The 21467-nt window shown below is 70.7% G+C and carries 15 protein-coding genes; 4 read left to right on the top strand and 11 right to left on the bottom strand.

The genetic code is table 11. The annotated features are described in order from the left end of the window. The first annotated feature begins 34 nt into the window (after window positions 1-34). Window positions 35-799 (top strand): SDR family oxidoreductase, encoded by a 765-nt coding sequence (locus ACIRVH_RS39060; RefSeq protein WP_403964059.1) that lies wholly within the window; start codon window positions 35-37, stop codon window positions 797-799. A gap of 12 nt (window positions 800-811) precedes the next feature. Here the strand turns inward: ACIRVH_RS39060 and ACIRVH_RS39055 are convergent, their stop codons facing one another. The 6 genes from ACIRVH_RS39055 to ACIRVH_RS39030 form a co-directional block, all read right to left on the bottom strand. Beyond that, entirely contained in the window at window positions 812-1771 is a 960-nt protein-coding gene (locus ACIRVH_RS39055; RefSeq protein ID WP_403964202.1) for a MerR family transcriptional regulator, read from the bottom strand. 95 nt (window positions 1772-1866) lie between these two features. Next, on the bottom strand, window positions 1867-2262 hold the full coding sequence (locus tag ACIRVH_RS39050) for a GNAT family N-acetyltransferase (protein ID WP_403964056.1): 396 nt from the start codon (window positions 2260-2262) through the stop codon (window positions 1867-1869). Window positions 2263-2395: 133 nt separating this feature from the next. Then, window positions 2396-4231 (bottom strand): GMC family oxidoreductase N-terminal domain-containing protein, encoded by a 1836-nt coding sequence (locus ACIRVH_RS39045; protein ID WP_403964053.1) that lies wholly within the window; start codon window positions 4229-4231, stop codon window positions 2396-2398. Further along, on the bottom strand, window positions 4228-5667 hold the full coding sequence (locus ACIRVH_RS39040; RefSeq protein WP_403964050.1) for a hypothetical protein: 1440 nt from the start codon (window positions 5665-5667) through the stop codon (window positions 4228-4230). The genes ACIRVH_RS39045 and ACIRVH_RS39040 overlap by 4 nt, the downstream gene beginning before the upstream one ends. Continuing rightward, window positions 5664-6350, bottom strand: a complete 687-nt coding sequence (locus tag ACIRVH_RS39035) for a FadR/GntR family transcriptional regulator (RefSeq protein ID WP_403964047.1) — start codon at window positions 6348-6350, stop codon at window positions 5664-5666. The genes ACIRVH_RS39040 and ACIRVH_RS39035 overlap by 4 nt, the downstream gene beginning before the upstream one ends. 135 nt (window positions 6351-6485) lie before the next feature. Beyond that, entirely contained in the window at window positions 6486-8066 is a 1581-nt protein-coding gene (locus tag ACIRVH_RS39030) for a hypothetical protein (RefSeq protein ID WP_403964045.1), read from the bottom strand. Window positions 8067-8359: 293 nt separating this feature from the next. Between ACIRVH_RS39030 and ACIRVH_RS39025 the strand changes: the two genes are divergently transcribed. Then, entirely contained in the window at window positions 8360-9895 is a 1536-nt protein-coding gene (locus tag ACIRVH_RS39025; RefSeq protein ID WP_403964200.1) for a carboxylesterase/lipase family protein, read from the top strand. Between the two features lie 47 nt (window positions 9896-9942). Here the strand turns inward: ACIRVH_RS39025 and ACIRVH_RS39020 are convergent, their stop codons facing one another. Then, complete coding sequence (locus ACIRVH_RS39020) at window positions 9943-12735, bottom strand: SpoIIE family protein phosphatase (RefSeq protein WP_403964042.1); 2793 nt, start codon at window positions 12733-12735, stop codon at window positions 9943-9945. 32 nt (window positions 12736-12767) lie between these two features. Further along, window positions 12768-13883 (bottom strand): PP2C family protein-serine/threonine phosphatase, encoded by a 1116-nt coding sequence (locus tag ACIRVH_RS39015; protein ID WP_403964039.1) that lies wholly within the window; start codon window positions 13881-13883, stop codon window positions 12768-12770. A gap of 207 nt (window positions 13884-14090) precedes the next feature. Here ACIRVH_RS39015 and ACIRVH_RS39010 point away from each other — a divergent pair, with 207 nt between their 5' ends. Next, complete coding sequence (locus ACIRVH_RS39010) at window positions 14091-15164, top strand: fatty acid desaturase family protein (protein WP_403964036.1); 1074 nt, start codon at window positions 14091-14093, stop codon at window positions 15162-15164. A gap of 95 nt (window positions 15165-15259) precedes the next feature. Here the strand turns inward: ACIRVH_RS39010 and ACIRVH_RS39005 are convergent, their stop codons facing one another. The 3 genes from ACIRVH_RS39005 to ACIRVH_RS38995 all read right to left on the bottom strand — a co-directional run bounded on the left by ACIRVH_RS39005 (window position 15260) and on the right by ACIRVH_RS38995 (window position 20187). Continuing rightward, entirely contained in the window at window positions 15260-16282 is a 1023-nt protein-coding gene (locus ACIRVH_RS39005; protein WP_403964033.1) for a chitinase, read from the bottom strand. A gap of 291 nt (window positions 16283-16573) precedes the next feature. Then, on the bottom strand, window positions 16574-17662 hold the full coding sequence (locus tag ACIRVH_RS39000) for a sugar ABC transporter substrate-binding protein (protein ID WP_403964030.1): 1089 nt from the start codon (window positions 17660-17662) through the stop codon (window positions 16574-16576). Then, entirely contained in the window at window positions 17659-20187 is a 2529-nt protein-coding gene (locus ACIRVH_RS38995) for a SpoIIE family protein phosphatase (RefSeq protein WP_403964026.1), read from the bottom strand. Before ACIRVH_RS38995 ends, ACIRVH_RS39000 begins: the two co-directional genes overlap by 4 nt. Window positions 20188-20376: 189 nt before the next feature. Here ACIRVH_RS38995 and ACIRVH_RS38990 point away from each other — a divergent pair, with 189 nt between their 5' ends. Beyond that, entirely contained in the window at window positions 20377-21465 is a 1089-nt protein-coding gene (locus ACIRVH_RS38990) for a substrate-binding domain-containing protein (RefSeq protein WP_403964023.1), read from the top strand. Window positions 21466-21467: the final 2 nt, after the last annotated feature.

The raw sequence follows: 21467 nt of genomic DNA, 5'->3' as shown, positions 1-21467 counted from the left end.
CCCGACACCCCCGTCCCGCAAGGAGTCACGACTCATGGTCACCGCCATCTCCAACACCCTGGAAGGCAAGCCCGTCTTCGTCGGCGGCGCATCCCGCAACCTCGGTGCGCTGATCAGCCGTACCCTGTCCGACGCCGGCGCACGCGTGGCCGTGCACTACAACAGTGAATCGTCCGCGGCCAAGGCGCAGTCGGTCGTCGACGAGATCACGGCCAAGGGCGGCGAGGCGTTCTCGCTGCAGGGCGATCTGACACAGCCCGATCAGGTCGAGCGGGTCTTCGACGAGGTGGTGAACCGCTTCGGCTCGCTGCACGCAAGCGTCAACACGGCAGGGATGGTCGTCAAGAAGCCCCTTGTCGACGTCACGCCCGAGGAGTACGACCGCATGTTCGCGGTCAACTCCAAGGCCGCGTTCTTCGTGATGAAGGAGGCCGCCAAGCGGATCGAGGACGGCGGCAAGATCCTCACCGTCGTCACCTCGCTGCTGGCCGGCTACACCGGCCTGTACTCCCTCTACGCCGGCAGCAAGGCACCGGTCGAGGACTTCACCCGCGCCCTGTCCAAGGAACTCTTCGGCCGGAACATCTCCGTCAACACCATTGCGCCCGGGCCGATGGACACCGGATTCTTCTATCCGGCCGAGACCGACGACTCCGTCACCTATCTGAAGGCGCAGGCCATGAACGGCGACCTCACCAAGATCGAGTACATCGTCCCCTGGGTGAAGTTCCTGCTCACCGACGGCTGGTGGGCCAACGGCCAGGTCTTCTTCGTCAACGGGGGCTTCACCACCCGCTGAGCACACGGAAGTTCACGCCACGGGGTTGTCGCGCAGCCACGCCAGGACCTGCTGGGCATGCACGTTGGGCGGGAAGATCGGGTAGAAGACTTGCTCGATCACCCCATCTCGGATGACGAGGGTCAGCCGCTTGAAGAGCGTCACCCCGTCGACGTCGAACGTGGGCAGGCCCAGGGCCGCGGCCAGGTTCAGCCGAGGATCGGAGAGCATGGCGAACGGCAGGCGGAGCCGCTCGACGACCTCGCGTTGATAGGCGGTGTCCTGGCTGGAGAGACCGAAGACCCTCTGCGCCCCGGCCGCAAGAAGCTCTTGGTGATGGTCGCGGAAATCGCAGGCTTCGGTGGTGCAGCCCCGTGCTCCGGGGATGGAGTCCCAGCCGTCGGGGAGGTCGGCATCCGGGCGGCCCGTGAGCGGGTAGATGTAGACGATCGTGCGGCCCGAGCCGAGGGCATCGATACGGACCACCTCGCCTGTGGTGTCGGCCAGTTCGAGGTGGGGTGCCTTCAAGCCGGGGAGGTGGTCGGCCGCGCCGTCGTCTTCCGGGACGGGCAGGTGCGCGGGCAGGCGGTGGAAGTCGCTCATGATGTGCTCTCCGTCGTCGGGCGCTGGACTGCTGCTGTTGCGATAGGCGGCCTGTCTCAGATGCCGTATCAGGGTCGCTCGGCGGCTGGTCAGGGCCTCGATCCGCTCGGTCAGCTCGTCGATGGCCTCGCGATAGCCGGCCAGCGACGCCGGACAGTCGTCGGCGTGCTGCTGTCCGGACGCCAGACACTCCAGGAACGGCCGTGTGCGCTCGACCGGGATGCCGAGGCTGCCGAGAGCCCGGATCTCTCGCACCATCCGCACGTCGTCCTCGTCGTAGTCCCGGTACCCGTTGGCGAGCCGGCGCGGCGTGATCAACCCGAGCGATTCGTAGTAACGCACCGCTTTGATTGTCACGCCGGCGCGTCTGGCCAGCTCGCCGATCTTCATGCCGTTCATCTCCACGAACGCTAAACCCTGCCCTCAAGGGCAAGGTCAAGTCGCACTCCGGAGAGTGTCACGACGTGCGTGGGCCAAGCACAGGGCTACAGGGCGATCAGCCCGGCCGTCGTCTCCTGGAAGCCGCAGGCAGCGAAATAGAACGGACGCAGGTGGTCCTCGAAGTCGACGTGAAGCCACGCGCACTTCGCGGCACGGGCTTCTTCGGCCGCGATCGCGACGAGCCTGGCGCCAACTCCTCTTGCCCGGCAGTGCTGGGCGACCACCGTGTCCAGGATGAAGGCATGAGCACCGCCGTCCCAGACAACGTTGACGAAGCCGACCAGGATGCCGTCTTCCCACGCACAGACCCAGCCGAGGCTGTGGCGTTCAAGTCGTGCCCGCCAGTCGGTCCGAGCAACCGGGTGGCCGAAGCCGTCGGCGTGCAGCGCGTTGAGGGAGGCGTTGTCGACGTCGGCCCGCCAGTCGTACGTGATCGTCACGTCCCGATCGTATGTCGTGGCCGAGCTGCGGGCTGGCCCGACAACGTCTCCCAGTCGCCGGCGGAGCCCGCTCTCGGGCCGGCCCGCCGTACAGCGGGTGGTCGGCGGACTTGCCGGCAGGCAATCCTGGTTCTCATGCACGGACAGCCACCTCGGCGATCGCCAACGCCGTTGCCATGATGCTCAGTTGGGGATTCACCTGAGGGCAGCTGGGGAGCACGGAGGCGTCGGCGAGCAGTACTCCGTGTACTCCGCGGAGCCTGCCCCACGGGTCGGCCGGGAAGCGGTGCGGGTCTGCGCCTGCGGCGACCGTGCCGGTGGGGTGGTAGGCCGAGAGGTGGAGGTGGCGTGCGCTCGTGCCCGCCAGGACGGAGTCCAGTTCCGTGAGGCTGCGTACGCGGGGTGTACGGGGGATGCCGGTGAGCACTTCCTCGGCTCCTGCGGCGAACAGCAGCTCTCCCATGGCACGCACGGCACGTAGCAAGCGGCCTGCGTCGCGGCCGTCCAGGTCGTAACGGATCAGTGTGCGGTCGCGGCCGAGGACGCGACCGGAGGGACGGTCGGCGATCATCGCGCCGAGTGTGGCGAGCCGGTCGGCGGTCTCCAGTTCGCGGCGCAGCTCGGTACCCAGTCCGGGGAGGATGAAGGAGCCCATGCCGGGCGGGGTGGCGGTGGCCTCGACGAGGATGCCTTGCGAGTGGTGCTCCTCGACGCCGACGCTCTGCAGCACTCCTTCCCAGGCGGTGACCGGTTCGGCAAAGCGTCCGGCGACACTCGTGGCCGGGTGGACGCTGAGATTGCGGCCGAGGCGGGGGTGCCGGCCGAGGCCGGAGCGGCGTAGGAGCGGTGGGGACTGCAGCGCGCCCGCGGCGACGACGATCAGGGGCGCGAGGATCTCGAAGCCGCCGCTCTCCCCGCAGCGGGCGCGTACTCCTGCCGCGCGCGGGCCTCCGGGCCGGTCCGTGTCGATAAGGATGCGCTCGACTCGGGCTCCGGTGACGATACGGGCCCCCGCGGCGCAGGCCTCGGGCAGCACGGACACCTGCACGCTCTGTTTGGCGCCGGTCGGACAGCCCACCACGCACTGGCAGGAGCCTTGGCAGCCGGGCGCGTTGCGGCGCAGGGGCGCGGCCTGCCAGCCGAGCTCGCGCGCGCCGTTGAGTGCGATGCGGCCGTTGTTGCCGAGGACGTCGACCGGTTGGGTGGCCACCCGCAGGGTGCGCTCGGCCTCGTCCAGGTACCGATCGAAGCCGTCGGCGGGCGTGAATCCGAAGTCCTTGCTCCAGCGGGCCAGGACGTGGTCCGGAGTGCGGTAGCAGGTACCGGAGTTGACGACCGTGGTGCCGCCGACGGCTCGGCCCGTGGGCAGCAGCAGCGGTGGGTTGCCGACGGCGACGGTCGCTCCGCCGTCCCGGTAGAGGTCGGCGAAGCGGTCCAGGGGTGTGCGCCGGCCGAACGACTCGGTGGAGTGGTGCTGCCCCTCCTCCACGACGACCACGTCCAGCCCGGCTCGGGCCAGGGTCCGCGCGGCCGTCGCACCGCCCGCGCCCGAGCCGATGACGACGGCGTCGGCGGTGGAGCGCGCGGGCCAGGCGGGCGCGGGCGTCAGGTCGAGCGGCGGATCCTGGCGGGCGAGGCCGCGCGGTGCGGGTCCGTCCTGGAGCATCCGCTCCGTTCCGGCGGCCAGCAGGACGGGCACCTTCAGCACGTCGAGGAGGGGGAGAAGGGCGGGCCGTGCGGCCAGTTCAGCCAGTACGGATTCCCGTTCGGGCGTGGTGAGTGCGGCGAGCGTGCGTCCTGTGCGTGTCATGGCGTAGGCGTCCACGCCGCGCGCTGCTGCCCGTAGGCCGGCCCGCGCGGCGAGTGGCATCGTGGTGAGGACCGTCTCCAGTCTGGCGGGGACGCGACGGGGCCAGTCTGCTGTGCCGTCGTCGGCGATCAGGGCGGACACGAGGCCGGTGAGAGTCATCGTGTGCCCACCTCCGCGTGGGCCGTGCCGTCCAGCGTCCACTCGGCCTCGGTCCGCCAACCGCCGAACCACCACCGTTCCAGCAGGACGTGCGCGTCGGCGCGCTCGCTGTTGTGGCACGTCGCGTGTCGACCGTCGGGGTCGGTGTAGTCGAGGGCGAGGGTACGGTCCGCTCGCTGGGTGACCTCGACCCGGATCCGGCGCAGGCCGGCGCGGCCGGTGACCGTCCAGGTGGGCAGGGCGATGCCGGCGCGGAAGCGACCCACTCCCGCCCAACCGGTCGCGGAACGCTCGGGGCGGCGCGGCCAGGTGCGACCCTGCCGGCGCAGTCGGAGGAAGACGAGAGGGGGAAGTCGGCGCAGGCCCGGGCGCATGGAGACGGCGGCGACGATCTCCAGGACGTCTCCGCCGCCGAGGTCGGCGTGCAGCCACGCCCAGCGGCGGGCGTTGCCGTGGCCGTAGATGCGGGCGGAGGCGCCCGGGGCGGCGGTGAGGGTCAGCCTGGTGTCGTCGTGGGTGAACGTGCCGTCGTAGGTGGCTCTGGCCGCGGGGAGCATCTGGGCGGCGGGAAGCAGGGGCCGGCGCCAGGACCAGCGGGGGAAGGTGAACAGCGGTTCGTCCGTGGGGCGTTCGGTCAGGTCCCAGCGCAGGCCACCGCCCTCGGCCGCTCCGGACAGGCGTCCGGGTCGGACCGCGACCCCGTCGGCGCTGAAGCCGGACTCCTCGGGAGTCCACTTGGCGGGGCCGAAGCGGGAGTGTCGCACGGGTCCGTCCTGGGGGAAGACCGCGGCCCACCCGTGCGCGTACGGCTCGGATCCGTCGGCCGGCGCGGTCAGTTCGTGGTGCAGCCACAGTCCGCTGCCGGTGGCCGGGTCGGTGACGGTGGTGTACCAGACCTCGGTACGGCCGGGCTCGCCGCGCCAGCGTGGCGGGAGGAACGCATCGGGATCCTGCTGCCGTGGGAAGCGGAAACTGGCCAGGAAGGGGAGGAGTTGCGTGCCGAGGGGGAATCGGAGGGTGCCGGTGCCGATCCGCTCGCCGTCCTCGTGGAGGGTGTACGGCAGCACGGTCATCGAGGCCACGGGGTGGCGCGGGGTGACGGACTTCCAGCCGTCGAGGGTGAGTCGGCGGCCTTCGGCGGTGAAGGTGATGCGGTAGCGGATGCGGCGTCGCGCGAGCGGCGAGATCTCCAACTCCCCCTCCGCGTCGGGGTCGTCGGCCCAGCCCGCGATCCGTATCCGGCCGGTGGCGCGGGCCTCGGTCGTACCGAGGAGGCGGAGAAGGCGGTCGGCCGAGACCGTCAGATCGAGGCGGACCCGGCGCGTACGGTCCTCGTCGTCGAGCCGCAACGTGCCGAGCATCGTCTCGCGAAAGGCGGTGCCACGAGCGGGCGAGCCGGTGCTCGTGGCCGTGTGTGAGGCCGTCCGCCCGCTCATGCGAGGCCCTCCAGCATGATCCGCTCGGTCGCCGTCAGGTACTGCTCGGCCGCCCGCCGGGCACCGGCCTCGTCCCCGCACGCCACCGCCTCGACCACCGGCTCCAGGCGCCCGCGGGCCACCCCGGCGTCCGTGAACGGGCCCCTGAGTGCGGCACGCACCGGCAGATAGGCGTTGAAGAGGGTGTTGGTCAGCAGGACGTAGACGCGATTGCCGGTGGCGCGGGCCAGGGCCCGGTGGACCTCGATGTCCGCGAGCTGCACGGCATCGGCGTCCGCCGCGTCCCCCACGACTGCCAGGAGCGTGCGCAGCTCGGCTCGCTGCCGGTCGGTCGCCCGCGCCGCGGCCCGCTCGGCGATCAACGCGCCGATGCTGCGCCGTACTTCGAAGACCTCACCGATCCAGTCGGGGCTGTGCCGTACGAGCATGGGCAGCAGGTCGGCGCCGCCCAGGCGCAGATAGTCCCGCACGCGGGTGCCGACGCCGTGCCGGGTCTCCAGCAGTCCGGCCTGCATCAGGCGGCCGAAGGCGTGCTTGAGGGTGGTACGGGTGACGCCGTAACCGTCGGCGAGTGTGCGCTCGGGCGGCAGGTAACTGCCCGCCGGGTGGCGCCCGGTGAGGATGTCCTCCCGCAGTCGGCTCTCCAGAACATCGACGATGGTCTCGCGGGGCAGTGCCTCCACGCCGTCCTCCCGAGTGGCTCAGTGGATGAGCCACTCAACCAACATGTGTTCGTGGAGTCAATGGTCCGGTCGCGACGAATCGGGGTTCAGATGGCTCAACTCGACGCGGAAGGCTGGTAGATGGGCAGCGGCTGCTCAGATGCCGTCGTGCACGGCGGTGAGGCCGTTGAACACTCCGACGTAGGCGGTGCCGTCGGGGCCGAGGGTGATCGGAGCCCAGTTGTTGTCGTAGTTGATGCCCGTGCCCACGAGTTGCTTGAAGCGGGTTTCGCCCGTGCGGAAGTCGACGGCGGTCAGGTACCAGGCGTCGATGCCCAGCGGGTTCGGGTCCTTCGTGTACAGGTACAGCAGGCCGTTGGCGGTGGACAGCTTCGGCACGGTGGAGGGTGAGCGTTCGCCGCTCTCCCACACGGTGTCGCAACCGCTGCCGTCCTTGCGGACGTCGATGCGGGTGACTCCGCCGACGACGCTGCGTCCGAAGGTGAGCGAGCTGATGTTCTCGTAGCCGTAGTTGTTCTCGACCACGAGGCTGTTGCCCCAGCTGATCAAGGAGTTGTCCGTGGTGGAGGCCCCGGACCCGAAGACGGGGATCTCGCAGACCGGGCGGCGGTCGTCAGGGACGGTGGCATCCCGACGGTAGACCAGGACGTGCATGCGGTCGTCGGCGTTGTCGGTGATGGCGACGTACTTGCCGCCCTCGCCGAAAATGTCCGGCGTGGTGCCGGAGCCCTGGTTGACCGAGCCGGGTTTGGTCCCGGTTCCCCGGTCGTAGGTCTGCCGCCAGATCACCTCGGGTGTGCCGTCGGCCGTGGCGCGGAAGTCGTAGAGAGCGTGGTCGGAGACGATGGCGACGCCGTCCTCGGCGACGGCGAAGGAGTTCTGGATCTCCTCGCCGGCGAGCTGGACGGACCGGATGGTGCCGGTGGTGGGATCGACGGTGCCGACACGGCCCTGCCGGGTGACCCACCAGATGCGGCCGTTCCAGTCCGGCACGACGGACGTGACCGGGTCGCAGTCGCCGCTGGGGTGCAGGTTGGTCCAGGTGACGCAGTCATGCGGTACGTGACTGCCGAGGTCCCAGTCGTCGGTGACGCTGAAGCTCCAGGTTCCGTCCGGGGCCTGTCGGTGCGCCAGGCGCAGGAGGTGCTGGCGGGAGTCTGCGAGCACCAGCCGGTCCTGGTCGTCGAGGTAGGAGTAGGCGCCGCCGGACGTGTCCTTGAAGATCCGGGAGAAGTCGAGACGGGTGATCGCCTCGATGGTGGACGGCCGTTGCGGCAGCTTGTACTCGGCCAGGGTCGCCAGAGTGTGCGGGTCGAGCAGCTTGACCAGGAAGCCCTTGAACGTCCCGCAGACGGTGACGATGCGGCCCTCCCGGTCGAAGGTGACGTTGGCGCACTCGCCACCGAGCAGCGCCATTCGTTCGCTGCCGACCTGGGGTCGCCTGCCGAGCGGGCCGTTCCACGGGTAGGTGGCACTGCCCCAGGCATCGGCGTGCATGCCGCTGCGGCCGTTGGCCGCGAGGAACGGGTGCTGCGGGGGCTGCGTGCCGGGCAGGGGCTGGGCGGTGGCGGGGGCGCCGTCGTAGGCGTCGACCAGCCGGTGGCCGGGGGCCTTGGGAATCGGCTCGGCCTGCGCGGGTGTGGGCCCGGAGACGGCTGTGGCTGCCGCCAGGGTGAGGGCGACGGCCAGGGCACGGCTGAGTCTCCTGCGGGACATGCGGCTCCTCGGGTGCGTACGACAGTGGTCGCGCCGACGGCGACCATAGGAGCGCTGTGTCGAGGAGTCCACAGAAAGGTGAGGATTGTTCATGATCCTGCAATGACCTGGGCCGGGGCGTGCTGTCGGCCGTGCGGAGTTGCCGTGTGCGACCGCGGCGGCCTGCTCCGAAAATGGCTGGCCCGCAACCTGACTCGGCGGGATGATCCCCGATGGCAGCTGTGCGCCCGCCGCCCTGGCAGAGGGGCGGCCGCACGCTGTGCGTTCTCCCCGCCCGCGAAGGGACTGTGATGATGACTGCCGCGTCCGAGCCGACCGGTTCCGAGCCCGAGGTGCGCACCGCAGCAGGAGTGCTGCGCGGCAGCGCGGATGAAGGCTTGGCGGTCTTCCGCGGCATCCCCTTCGCCGAGCCGCCGGTGGACCGGCTCCGTTTCGCCGCACCCCAGCCGGTCACGGCGTGGGACGGCGTACGCATGGCCGTGTCGTACGGCCCGCCGCCTCCACAGGCAGGGCACTTCGGCATGGACGCGCTGGCACGGGAGTCGGTCGGCTCCGGCTGGCTCACGGTCAACGTCTGGTCGCCGGAGCCGTACCCGGGAGCCGGACTACCGGTGATGGTGTGGATCCCCGGCGGCGCCTACAGCATCGGCATGTCCAGCCTCCCCGAGTACGACGGGGCCCGCCTCGCACGGGAGGGCGGTGTCGTCGTGGTGACGCTCAACTACCGTGTGGGCATAGAGGGGTTCGCGTACATCGACGGAGCGCCCCCCAACCGGGGACTGCTCGACCAGGTGGCCGCGCTGGAGTGGGTGCGCGACAACATCCGGGCCTTCGGGGGCGACCCGGACCAGGTCACGGTCTTCGGCCAGTCGGCGGGCGCGGGGTCGGTCGCGGCGCTGCTGGCGATGCCGCGCGCGGCGGGGCTCTTCCGCCGGGCCATCGCGCAGAGCGTACCGGGTACGTTCTTCTCAGCGGCGCTCGCTGCCGACATCGCCGCCGCCTGCGCGGCCGAGCTGGGACTGCGGCCCACGGTGGCCGACTTGGCGACCGTGGCCCCGAACCTGCTGCCGGCGGCCGGCGACGCCATCACGGCCAAGTGCGCCTCGTTCGCGGAGCGCTGGGGTCCCGTCGCACACAGGTCGATCCCGTTCTCGCCCGTCGTCGACGGTGATGTTCTGCCCGTCACTCCCTGGCAGGCCCTGGCCGACGGTGCGGGCCGGGACATCGACCTCCTTGTCGGGCACACGCGTGACGAGCAGCGGCTGTTGACCGCGCTCGACGGCATGCTGGGGCAGGTGACGGCGGAGCAGGCCGAGACTGCCCTGCGGGTCTTCGCCCCTGGCCCGGACGGCGCACGCCGGTACCGCGACGGTTTCCCGGGCGCGGGCCCGGACGAGCTGTACGAACTGGTCAACTCGGACTGGCTGTTCCGCATGCCGAGCCTCCACCTCGCCACCGCGCAGATCACCGGCGGCGGACGTGCCCACGTGTACGAACTGACCTGGCCCGCCCCGGGAATGGGGGGTGTCCTGGGCGCCTGCCACGGCCTCGACGTACCTCTCGTGTTCGGCAACCTGGGCAGCGGCCAGCCTGCGGCGCTGATCGGCGAGAGCCCCTCCCCCGCCGGGGAAGAGCTGTCCGCACGTATGCGCACCGCGTGGACCGCCTTCGCGGCGTACGGTGACCCCGGCTGGGCCCCGTACGACGTCGGACAACGCCGCACACAGCTCTTCGACACGCGATCGACCGTCATCGCGTATCCGGAGGAGACGTCCCGCCTCATCTGGCGAGACCACTCCATCCCTGTGCTGCCGCTGACGGACCGGTAGCACCCCGGTCCCTCCTCGTTCCGTCATGGGATGCACACCGGACGGTGTCACCAGGCCACGGCGTTGAACAGAGCGGCCGCGTCCGGTTCCCGGCCGTGGTTCAGGGTCTGCTCGGCCCAGATCACCTTGCCCTGCGCCGCATAGCGGGTGCCCCAGCGGTCCGCGAACTGGGAGACCAGGAACAGGCCGCGGCCCCCTTCGTCGGTGGTGGCCGCGCGCCGTAGCCGGGGTGAGGTGTTGCTGCCGTCCGACACCTCGCAGACCAGGGTGCTGCCCAGCAGGATCCTGACCCGCACGGGCGGAGCGCCGTACCGGATCGCGTTGGTGAGCAGCTCGCTGAGGATCAGTTCCGTGCTGAACGCCGACGCCTGCAGCCCCCAGTCGTCCAGGCGGCGGCTGACGTCCGTACGCACCCGGGACACGGCCTGCGCATCGGAGGGCACGTCCCAGATGGCGACCTGGGACGGGTCGAGCAGCCGGGTCCGGGCGACGAGCAGCGCCACGTCGTCACGGGGTGTCTCGGGCAACAGCGTCTCCATGAGGGCGCGGCAGGTCTCCTCCGGTGTCTGGTCCGCGTGCGCGATGGTCGAGCGGAGCAGGTCCAGGCCTTCGTCGACGTCCCGGGTGCGGTTCTCGATCAGGCCGTCGGTGAACAGGACGAGTCGGCTGCCCTCCGACAGGGCCAGCTCGCCGGCTTCGAAGGGGTGCCCACCCACGCCCAAGGGCGGCGACAGGGGGACGTCGGGCATGGTCACCGTGCCGTGTTCGTCGGCCACGGCCGGTGCGAGGTGGCCGGCCCGGGCGACGGTGCAGCGCCCGCCGACCGGGTCGTAGATGGCGTAGAGGCAGGTGGCGCCGGTGAGCGGTGCACGGTCGTCGTCGGCATTCGCCGTCTGGGTGTCCAGGCGGGTCACCATCTCGTCGAGACGGCTCAGCAGCTCGTCCGGGGCCAGGTCCAGGGAGGAGAAGTTCAGCACGGCGGTCCGCAGCCGGGCCATGGTCACGGCGGCGTGCAGCCCGTGCCCGACGACGTCGCCGACGGTCAGGGCCACCCGGAAGCCGGGCAGCGGGATGACGTCGAACCAGTCGCCGCCCACGCCGGACCGCGCCGGCAGGTAGCGGGAGGCGATCTCCAGTGCGTCCTGGTCCGGCAGGTCCAGGGGCAGCAGGCTGCGCTGCAGTGTCACGGCCATGGCGTGCTCGCGGGAGTAGCGGCGCGCGTTGTCGATCGCGACGGCCGCCCGGGCGACCAGTTCCTCGGCCACGGCGACGTCCTCCTCCTCGAACCGGGCGGAGCCGGCGCCGCGCCAGAAGTTGACCATGCCGAGGACGACCCCGCGGGCCCGCAGAGGGACCGTGACCAGTGAGTGGATGCCGTAGTCCAGGGCCTGTCTTGCTCCTTCCGGGTCCTGGGCCCGCCAGTCCTGGGCGGTGTTCAGGTCCTGCACCAGGACGGCTTTGCCGCGGTGCAGCGCCGCCACCATCGGCGTGTCCGCCACCACGAACCGGATCAGGTCTCCCACCGGCTGCAACGGATGCCCGGCTCGTGATTCGCTCAGCGCGGTGCGCCGCATGCGCAGTACGGCGCCGGTGGGTTCCTCGCCGCGCAGCACGGAGTCGAGGAGTTCCACGGTGACGAAGTCGGCCATGCGCGGGACCACCACCTCCGAGAGCTCCTCGGCCGTGCGCCGTACGTCGAGCGTGGTGCCGATCCGCGTGCCGGCCTCGTACAGGAACGCGAGCCGGCCCCGTGCCACCTCGGCCTGGCCGGACAGGGCTCTCAGCTCCGTGGTGTCCCGGAAGGTGGCCACCAGGCCCTGCGCGCCGTCGTACGGTGCGATGTGCCGCGTGTTCACCGCCAGCAGCCGCTCCCCGGCCGGCATCACCTCGTCGGAGACGGCCTCGCCCGACGCCAGCAACCGTCTCAGGCCGGGCCCCAGCCCCAGGTCCGTCACGTGCCGCTGGTCGGCGTCCTCGGGCAGGTCCAGCAGCCGGTGTGCCTCGTCGTTGGCGAGCAGCAGTCGCCCGTCGCCGCCGACGATCAGGACTCCTTCGCGCACCGCGTGCAGCACGGCGTCGTGGTGCTCGTACATCTGGGTCATCTCGGCGGGGCCGAGTCCGTGGGTCTGCCGCATCAACCGCCTGCTGACGAGAGCCGCACCGCCGGTCGCGAGCACGAGTGCCCCCGCCGCCGCGCCGAGCAGTATCGGCAGTTGCTGGCTCAGTACGTGGCCCAGGGTCTCGAACCGGATCCCGGCGCTGACCATACCGATCACGCGTCTGCTCGCGTCCGTCACGGGGACGACCGCGCGTACGGCGTCGGCCGGCCGGCCGTGGAACGTCTCCGTGAACGTCTCCCCCGCGGCGGCTCGGCCGACGCCCTGTGCCTTGGTGCCGATCAGGGCAGGGTCGGGGTCGGTGAGCCGGACCCCGTGTTCGTCCAAGACGGCGATGAAGTCGACGCCGGATCCCAGCATCGCCCGCTCCGCCGGCGCCTGCAGCCGTGCTGTCGGATCCGGTGACTGCAGCGCGAGCACCGTGCCGGGTGCGTGCGCGAACGCCTCCGCCGCGGCCAGTGAACGGTCCTTGGCGCCGCGCTCGGCGTCGTACCGCCCCTGCACCACCAGTGCGGCCGCCGCCACCGCGACCAGCAGCAGCATGATGAGGGCCTGCAGCAGGAAGACCTGTGCGGCGAGCGTGCGGACACTCAGGGACGGCCAGAGGCGGCGTCCCTGTGACGGCCAGGGGCCTGTACGACCACGACGGGGCAGATCGGACGACCGCCCCGGGCCCGGCGGCGGCGCCGCTCTCCCCCATGGCCGGCGGGAGCGTCCGCTCATGCCCCTTTTCTAACACTGCGGCAGCGTCCGCTCTAGGCGGGCCGCTCCTCTCCCGGTGGGGTCCGGCAGCGTATGGCGAGGGCCGCGATGTCGTCGTCGAGCCGTCCGCCGCTGTAGTGGAGCAGGTCCCGGTGAAGCCGGTCCAGCAGCTCACGGGGCGGCGCCTGGCCGAGCTGCCGCATCCACTCCGGCAGAGGGAAGAACGTGCCGTCGCGGTTCCTGGTCTCCGTTACGCCGTCCGTGTAGAGGAGCAACTGGTCGCCGTCGCAGAAGTTGACGGTGTCAACGATGTAGTGGTCCCCGAGGAGCGTGGCGAGGTTGAGGGGCGGCGAGGGCATGCTGGACTCGAGGACGCGGACCTCCCCGTTCTGCACGAGCAGGGGTGGCGGGTGCCCGCAGTTGAGAATTCTGACCTGCCCACCGCCGTACGGGATCTCGGCGATCAGTGCGGTCGCGAAGTGCTCGGGCTGGTCCGGGGTGGGAGAAGCAAGGCTGTGCCGGGCGATGCTGGCTTCCAGGCGACGGATGATGCTCCTCAGGTCGGGTTGGTCGTACGCGTTCTCCCTGAAGCAGTTGATCACCGCCGAGGCCGCTCCCACCGCCTGGAGTCCCTTGCCGCGCACGTCACCGATGAGGAGCCGGACCCCGTACGGGGTGTCGGCCGCCTCGTAGAAGTCGCCTCCGATCCGGGCCTGCTCCTGGGCGGCCAGATACAGCGACTCGATCTCGACGTCCTGGATGCGGCGCGGCAGCGGGCGGAGCAGCACTTTCTGGGCCGCGTCCGCGACGAGCCGCACCTGGAAGAGCATCTCCTCGCGCTCGAGTCGTAGATGGCTGGCGTAGGCGGCCGCCAAGGTGACCGCGACGATCGCGGCACCCGTGTACGGCGTCCCCAGGTCGGAGTAGACGAGGCTGAGTCCGATCATGACCAGCAGGCAGAACGCCCCCAGGAGGATCGTCGGCACGACGGCCCACAACGCGGCCGCGAGGGCGGGTGCTGCGGGCAGGAGGCGGCTGAAGGCGATCTCCCTCGGGGTGGCGAAGGCCAGGCTGCTGATGAGGACGGTCAGGATCACCGGTGACAGCATCACGGGGTCCCGTCGGCCACCGAGTGGAGGGCGACGCTGGAGCCGTCCCGACCTGATCACAAAATGCATCCTATCGGGATGATGCGGACAGCACGCCATGCAGAGGTACCCACGCGCGGTCGGTGATCAGCCGCTCGAAGCCGCAAAAGCCAGGCCGGCGGCGCGCACGGGGGAAAACCCCCCGGAGGTCACGTGGGGCAGCCCGCGTACCCACTGGGTGGCTGGCAGGCTTCTTCGGGGCGGTGGGCCGTCCCGAGAATCTTCGGCATGACGATTTCCCCTGATGCCTCCGTGGCGACCCGGGCCGCCGACGCGCGTGCGGGCACGCCCGCCCCCGGCGCCGGCAGCGACTTCGCGAGGCTGTCCCAGCGCATAGGCGAAGCCGGTCTGCTGAAGCGGCGCCCCGGTTACTACACGGTACGGCTCGGTCTCGTGGTCGGACTGTTCGCCGCGGGCTGGGGAGCCTTCTTCGCGCTCGGCGACACCTGGTGGCAACTGGCCGTGGCCGCCTTCCTGGCCGTGATGTTCGGGCAGGTCGCCCTGGTGGCGCACGACCTGGCCCACCGGCAGGTCTTCCGGCGGCGCCGGCACAGCGAGATCTGGGGGCGGCTGTTCGGCAACCTCGGCATAGGGATGAGCTACGGCTGGTGGATGAACAAGCACACCCGCCACCACGCCAATCCCAATCATGAGGAGCTGGATCCCGATGTCGCCCCGGACATCCTGGTGTGGTCCACCGAGCAGGCCCGCGCCAGCAGCGGCGTGGCCCGTCTCCTCGGTGGCCACCAGGCGCTGCTGTTCTTCCCGCTGCTGACCCTGGAGGGCTTCAATCTGCACGTCGCGAGCCTGCGGGCACTGCGCTCGCCGTCCATGCGGAACCGGCTGCTCGAGGCCGCTCTGCTTCTGCTGCACATCGCGGGTCTGCTCACCGCCCTGTTCCTGGTGCTCTCACCGGGGAAGGCGGTGGCGTTCCTCGCCGTGAACCAGTGCCTGTTCGGCGTCTACCTGGGCTGCACCTTCGCCCCCAATCACAAGGGCATGCCCACGATCACCGGTGCACAGCGGCTCGACTTCCTGCGCCGCCAGGTGCTGACGTCGCGCAACGTGCGCGGTGGCTGGCTCACCGACGTGATGCTGGGTGGGCTCAACTATCAGATCGAGCACCATCTGTTCCCGAGCATGCCCACGGTCCACCTGCGGCGGGCCCGGGTGATCGTGCGGGAGTACTGCGCCGAGATCGGAGTGCCGTACCACGAGACGGGTCTGATCCAGTCCTACCGCGAGGCCCTGACACACATGCACCGGGTGGGAGAGCCGATCCGGCAGCAGCGCAGGGCGTGATCGCGCCGGCCCGGTGCCCCCAGGCCCTGAACCCGGGAGCACCGAGCCGGTCGGGCCGGTCGGGCCGGCTCGATCGGCACCTTTCGGCTCAGCCGTCAGTGGGTGTGGCGGCCCCGTGTGAACGGCTCGAAGGCGTGGCTGAACTGCCAGGTGTCCTGGGCGATTCCGGAACAGGAGTTGGCGCCGGCAGTGCCGACACAGCCTCCGTTGTCGCGCTGGAGGGCCCAGAAGGAGAGGGTGTCGATCCCCTTGGCCTCGGCCCACTTCTCGACCGTGGCCGCGTTCTGCGTGGTGAAGGTCTCCTCGGGACCGTAGTCGTCGATGCCGGGCATCTCGGTGACGCCGACCGTGCCCCACAACTTCGCCGGGCTCTTCTTCGGGTGGAGAGCGGCCAGTTGGCTGTACAGGCCGACGGCGGCGCTCTCGGTGTCGGCCGCCATGTCGTGGGTGGCGCCGTCGTAGTAGTCGAACGTCATGATGTTCACGACGTCCACCCGGGCATGGTTGTCGACGGCGTTCTGCAGCAGGGCCACCCCGCTGGGCGCGAGGCCGGTGTTCGTCGTCGGCAGGGTGTAGGAGAACTGCAGGCTGTGGCCGGTGTGTTCGGCCCAGCGTTCGGCCTTGGCGACGGCCTTGTTGCGGCGGTCGACGCCGGCGGTGTTGGTGATGGAGTCGGCCTCCACGTCGAGGTCGATGCGCGTGACGCCGTAGGTCTTGACGAGGCTCTCGTACACCGCGGCGATGGCGTCGACGCTGGTGCAGCTGTCGGCGAGTTCGGTGCCGGTCGTGTCGGCGCCGTAGCCGCCGAAGGAAGGGATGACGTTGCCGCCGCGAGCCTGGATCGCGGCGATGTCGCTACCGAACACCGACGGGGAGATCGGCTGGGTCGTGTCGCCGTTCCAGTACGTCGCGCACGAGCCCGCGGCGGGCGTCTGGAGGAAGGCCATCGTGAGGTACTTGTTGCCCGACTCCGCGGCGAGCGCCGCCGGGCTCTCACCGGTCCACGCCTCGAAGTACGGGGCCGCCACATGTGCGGGCATGGACCCGGCGGGGCGCGGGGACAGCTGCGACGAGGCGTGTGCGCCGCCTCCCCCGAGGGCAACCAGCGTGGCCGACAAGGCAGTTACGGTCACGCTGGACAGCAGCGCAGGAACAGGACCGGTTCGTCGCATTGACGCTCCCATGGCGAAATGAGCAGGCGGGGACAGCGGAAGACCGCGAGGACAGACGTGCGTGAGGTCGAACCGGGTCCATAGTTGGACTAGACCAATTAACTGTCAAGGTTCTTTACAATTAACTGACCAAGTCGGCGCGAGTGAACACCACGTGCGTGTCGGGCAGTTCGCCGGTTCGCCGATGCGCGCGATACCCCGAGCACCGTCAGATGCGGGACGAAGCCGAGGGGGTGGTCAGTCCGCTGCTCCCAGGCCGAGCTTGTCGCATGCGCGGCGGAGCGCCCGGGTGCAGAGCTGCTCGACGGTGTAGACGCGGTCCTTGAGGAGCGTTCGCCTGATGTCGGCGGCCGTCACCGACCGGGGAGTGAGCAGGACGGTCGGGATGTGCTTGGTGGTGGGGCTGTCGATCGTCGTCGTGGCGATGTCGCGCACACTCTCGCCGCGCCCGAGGGCGACGGCCATGGCGGCGGCCCCGGCGGCTTCCGCCGGGAAGGGCTTGTAGACCGTCATGAGCTGTTCGCCCTTGATGATGCGCTGTACGGCCTCGAGGTCGGCGTCCTGGCCGGTGACGGGAGGAAGTTTCCGCACCTGCGCGCTCTTGAGAGCGGAGATGACACCGGCCGCCAGGGAGTCGTTGGCCGCGAGGACGCCGTCGATCCGTTGCGGGCCCAGGGCTGCGATGGCGGCGGACATGTTGTTGTGGGCGGTGTCCGTGCTCCAGCCCGGCGTGTCGTACGACCGGCGGATGTTCACCTTGCCGGCGAGGACCGACATCGCCCCGTTCCTGAACCATGCCGCGTTCGGGTTGGTCGGATCGCCGTTCATCATGACGACGTTGCCGCCGTTCGCCCTGTCACCCATGGCCTTGAGGAGTGCCTCGGCCTGGAGCTTGCCGACCTGGGCGCCGTCGAAACTGACGTAGCCCGAGATCGGACCCTCGGCGAGCCGGTCGTAGGCGACGACCGGGACGCCCGCCGCGTGCGCCTGCTGGATCGAGGAGCGGAGCGCCTTGGGGTCCGTGGCATCGATGATCAGGACCTTGGCCCCCTTCAGGACCATGGAGGCCATCTGTTGCTGCTGTCTCGTCACGTCGTTGTCCGCGTTGGCGTACTCCACGTCGCACCGGGGACACAGCGCCTTCAGCCGCTTCTCGATCAGCGGCTTGTCGAAGTGCTCCCAGCGGGGCAGTGTCCGGCTCGGGAGCAGCAGACCGACGGTGAAACCGTCCGCGCCCGCCCTGTCCTTGCCCGCGCAGGCGACCGCAGGCATCGCCAGGAGTCCCGCGACGAGCATCGCCACGGCATGCCGAGTACGCGCTCTCATGGCAGACCCTCCTGGTCCGTCCAGAGCCCCGGGCGCGGGCGATCCGGATCGGCGGGCGGTACGACGATCTCGCTCCACACCTGCTTGCCGCTGGCGACCGGCATGGAGCCGAAGGACTCCGACATCGCCTCCACCAGCATCAGGCCCCGGCCGCCGGTCGACTCCCAGTCCACGATCACCGGCTTGGCGGGCGATCGCGGGGAGGAGTCGCTCACGCAGACCCGTACCCGGTCCCCGCGGAGCGTCAGATCGACGTGGACCGACCCCTGGGTGTGCACCAGGGCGTTGGTGACGAGTTCGGAGACGACCAGCAGCACCGAGTCCCCTACTTGCTCGATGTGCCAGCGGCGCAGCGTGCGCGAGGTGAACCGACGGGCGTGCATGACGGCGTCCGGGAGCCGCCACACCGCCCAACCGGCCCGTATCGGCCGGGTCTTCATACCGTCGTAGCGCAGCAGCAACAGCGCCACGTCGTCCTCCCGGCGGCCGATGTCACCGAGCAGTTCGTCGGCCACCCGGCCCGGGTCCGACGGGTCGGCGGCGGCGAGCGCGACGCGTGTGCGCTCCATGCCCTCGTCCAGGGGCAGGTCGGCGGCCTCGACCAGACCGTCGGTGACCAGGGCGAGCAGCGTGCCGGGGGCCAGTGCGACCGACGTCATGGGGAACTCCGCCTCCGCGGCGATGCCCAGCGGGAGCGCGCCCTCGACCTGCACCTCCTCGGTGCTGCCGTCGGGATGCCGTACCAGCGGTGCGAGATGTCCGGCGCGGACGAACAGGGTGTTGCCCTGCTCCATGTCCAGTTCGGCGTAGCAGCAGGTGGCGAACAGGTCGGTCTCCATGCCGACGAGGAGTCGGTTGGCGTGGGAGACGACCACGTCGGGCGGGTGGCCCTCCACCGCGTACGCCCTGACCGCGGTGCGCATCTGCCCCATGATCGTCGCCGCGCCGGCGCTGTGTCCCTGCACGTCTCCGATGACCAGTGCCACCCGGTCCTCGGAGAGGGCGATGACGTCGTACCAGTCACCGCCCACCTGCAACCCGCGCCGGGCCGGCAGATAGCGGGCGACGGCGGCCCCTCCGGACAGTTCGGGCAGGCGCCGGGGCAGCAGGCTGCGCTGCAGCATCGTGGCGAGTTCCTGCTCGGCGTCGTGTGCGTGGGCACGCTTGAGGGCCTGACCGACCAGCGCCGCGGTGGCGGTCAGCAGGGAGCGTTCCTCGGGGGCGAACTCGTGCGGCCGGTCCCAGCCGATCAGGCACAGGCCGGCGGGGCGGCCCTTGGCGGGCAGGGGCAGGACGGCGAGACCTCCGGGACCGATGCCGTTGAGTCCGGGTTCGAGGGCTGTGCCGGCGGGCCACAGGTCCATCCGTCCGTCCCGCAGCGCCAGCCGCAGGGTGGGCAGCGCGCTGACGGGTGCGTCGGGCCACTGCGAACGCCACTCGGAGCGCCATGCCTCGGGCCAGGCGGCGGGCTCCGGCGGGTCGAGCACGGTGACCATGAGCCGGTCGTCCTGCAGCTCGGCGAGCGCGACCCGGTCGGCGCCGAGCGGCTCGCGGAGCGCGGTGACCACCACCTGGCTGACGTCGGCGACCGTGGTGGCGTCGTCGAGTGCGGCGGTCAGCCACTGGATCCTGGAGACGTCGTCGGTGCTCCGGGGCAGGACCGAGGTCGCCGTCACCACACCCAGCACCTGGTCGGGCCGGTCGTCGCTGCCGGGGAGCACCCGGCAGCTCAGGCTCAGCCAGCGCATCTCGCCGGTGGGGCGGCGGACCCGGAACTCCAGCACGCGGCCGCCGAGCGCATGGGCGGACGGCTCCAGGACCGACATCAGGGCGTGCATGTCCTCCGGGAGGGTGTGCGCGAGCAGGGTGTCCGCCTTGCCGTCGAACTCGTCCGGCGTGATTCCGACCAGATCGAGGAGGGTCTCGTCCGCATCGACCAGGCCGGTGTCCGGGACCAGGGCGAACGAGCCCACGCGCAGCTGCCGCAGTGCGGGACCCAGCGGCAGCGACGGCGTGGTGCCCCCGGTCGCCTGGAGCAGGCCGGCGACCGCGTCGGCGTACCCCTCCAGGAAGCGCTGCTGCTCGGGCTCGAAGCCGTCCGCGCACGTGCCCACGGCGACGAGGCAGCCCAGACGCCGGCCCTCCGCGCGCAGCGGCAGTGCGCCCAGCGACGTCTGCGCGCGCGACGGTATCGGGCCGCCCTCGGTGAAGGAGGCGAGTGCCGTGGGATTCAGCCACAGGGGTCGGCCGGTGCGGAAGGCCTGGGCCGCGGGTGAGCCACCGGACAGGGTCAGGCGCTCGGGCAGCCCGTACTCGGAGGCGGCCCGACCGGCGGTCTCCACCAGTCGCAGCTCTTCCGTCCCGGCACCGAGCACGTAGACCGCCGCCAGCGCCGCTCCGGCGAACGTCAGTACGCGCACAGTCGCGGCGGCCTCGGGCACCGGCGGCGGGCCGGTACCGGCAGGGTCGGCGTCGGATGCCCGCAGCTGTGCGACACCGGCCCGGGCACTGCCGTCCTGAGGCATGTCCGCACCCACCTCCCGTCCAGGCCGAGGTGCCGACAGGGTGTGATGAGGGCCTTAGACCAGAATCGCATATACGGACCAACTGGACAGATCGGCCGTGTGGCGGCCTGGTTCGCAGATCACTGCGGCCGGTGTCACACTGACGACGTGGTCGTCCTCCCGGCCAGCCCGTTCAGAGAGGTCTCTCCGATGAAGACCTTCATGGGGAACGCGGCCATGGCGATGGCCGTTGTCTCGGCGATGGTCGCCGTCGCGGCCTGCGGCACGGAGGCCGGTAACGCCTCCGCCGGGGGGAACTCGCCGAGGATCGGTGTGCTGCTGCCGGACTCCACCACCGCTCGTTGGGAGACCCAGGACAGGCCCCTGCTCGAGAAGACGATCAAGGACCTGTGCCACGACTGCGTGATCGAGCACGCCAACGCCAAGAACGACGTGGCCATCCAGCAGGAACAGATGGACTCGATGATCACCGAGAAAGTCGACGCCATCCTGCTCGTGCCCGTGGACGCCAGGTCGATGCGGCCCACGGTCCAGAAGGCGCACGATGCGGGCATCCCGGTCATCGCCTACGACCGGCTCGCCGAGGGCCCGATATCCGGATACGTCTCCTTCGACGGGAAGGAGGTGGGCAGGCTCCAGGGCCGCGCGCTGTTGCAGGCCATGGGCGACAAGGCGCACGGTGGCCAGATCGTCATGATGAACGGCGATCTCGCCGACCCCAACGCGGTGGCGTTCAAGGAGGGCGCCCTCTCCGTGCTCAGAGGGAAGGTGAAGATCGGCAAGTCGTACGACACGCTCCAGTGGCGGCCGGAGGCAGCCAACATGAACATGAGCGGCGCCATCGCCGCACTCGGCGCCGAGAACATCCAGGGGGTCTACGCCGCCAACGACGGCCTCGCCGGCGGGAGCATCTCCGCGCTCAAGGCGAACAAGGTCCGTCCACTGCCCCCTGTCACCGGCCAGGACGCCGAACTCGCCGCCGTGCGGCGCATCGTCAGCGGTGATCAGTACGAGACGGTCTACAAGTCGTTCAGGCCCGAAGCCTCCTCCGCCGCCGCCATGGCCGTGGCCGCGGCCCGCGGTGAGAGCCTCGACGGGGTCGCCACGACCAAGGTGAGGACCCGCGGCGGGACAGAGGTGCCGGCCGTCATGCTCAACCCGGTGTCCGTGATCGCCTCCAACATCAAGAACACCCTGGTGAAGGACGGCGTGTACTCGGTCCGGCAGATCTGCACCCCCCGGCTCGCGGCCGCCTGCGAGAAGGCCGGACTGACCTGACA

The sequence above is a fragment of the Streptomyces sp. NPDC101165 genome, from assembly GCF_044768135.1.
Taxonomy (GTDB): Bacteria; Actinomycetota; Actinomycetes; order Streptomycetales; family Streptomycetaceae; genus Streptomyces.
This window is presented reverse-complemented; position numbering and strand designations above follow the sequence as displayed.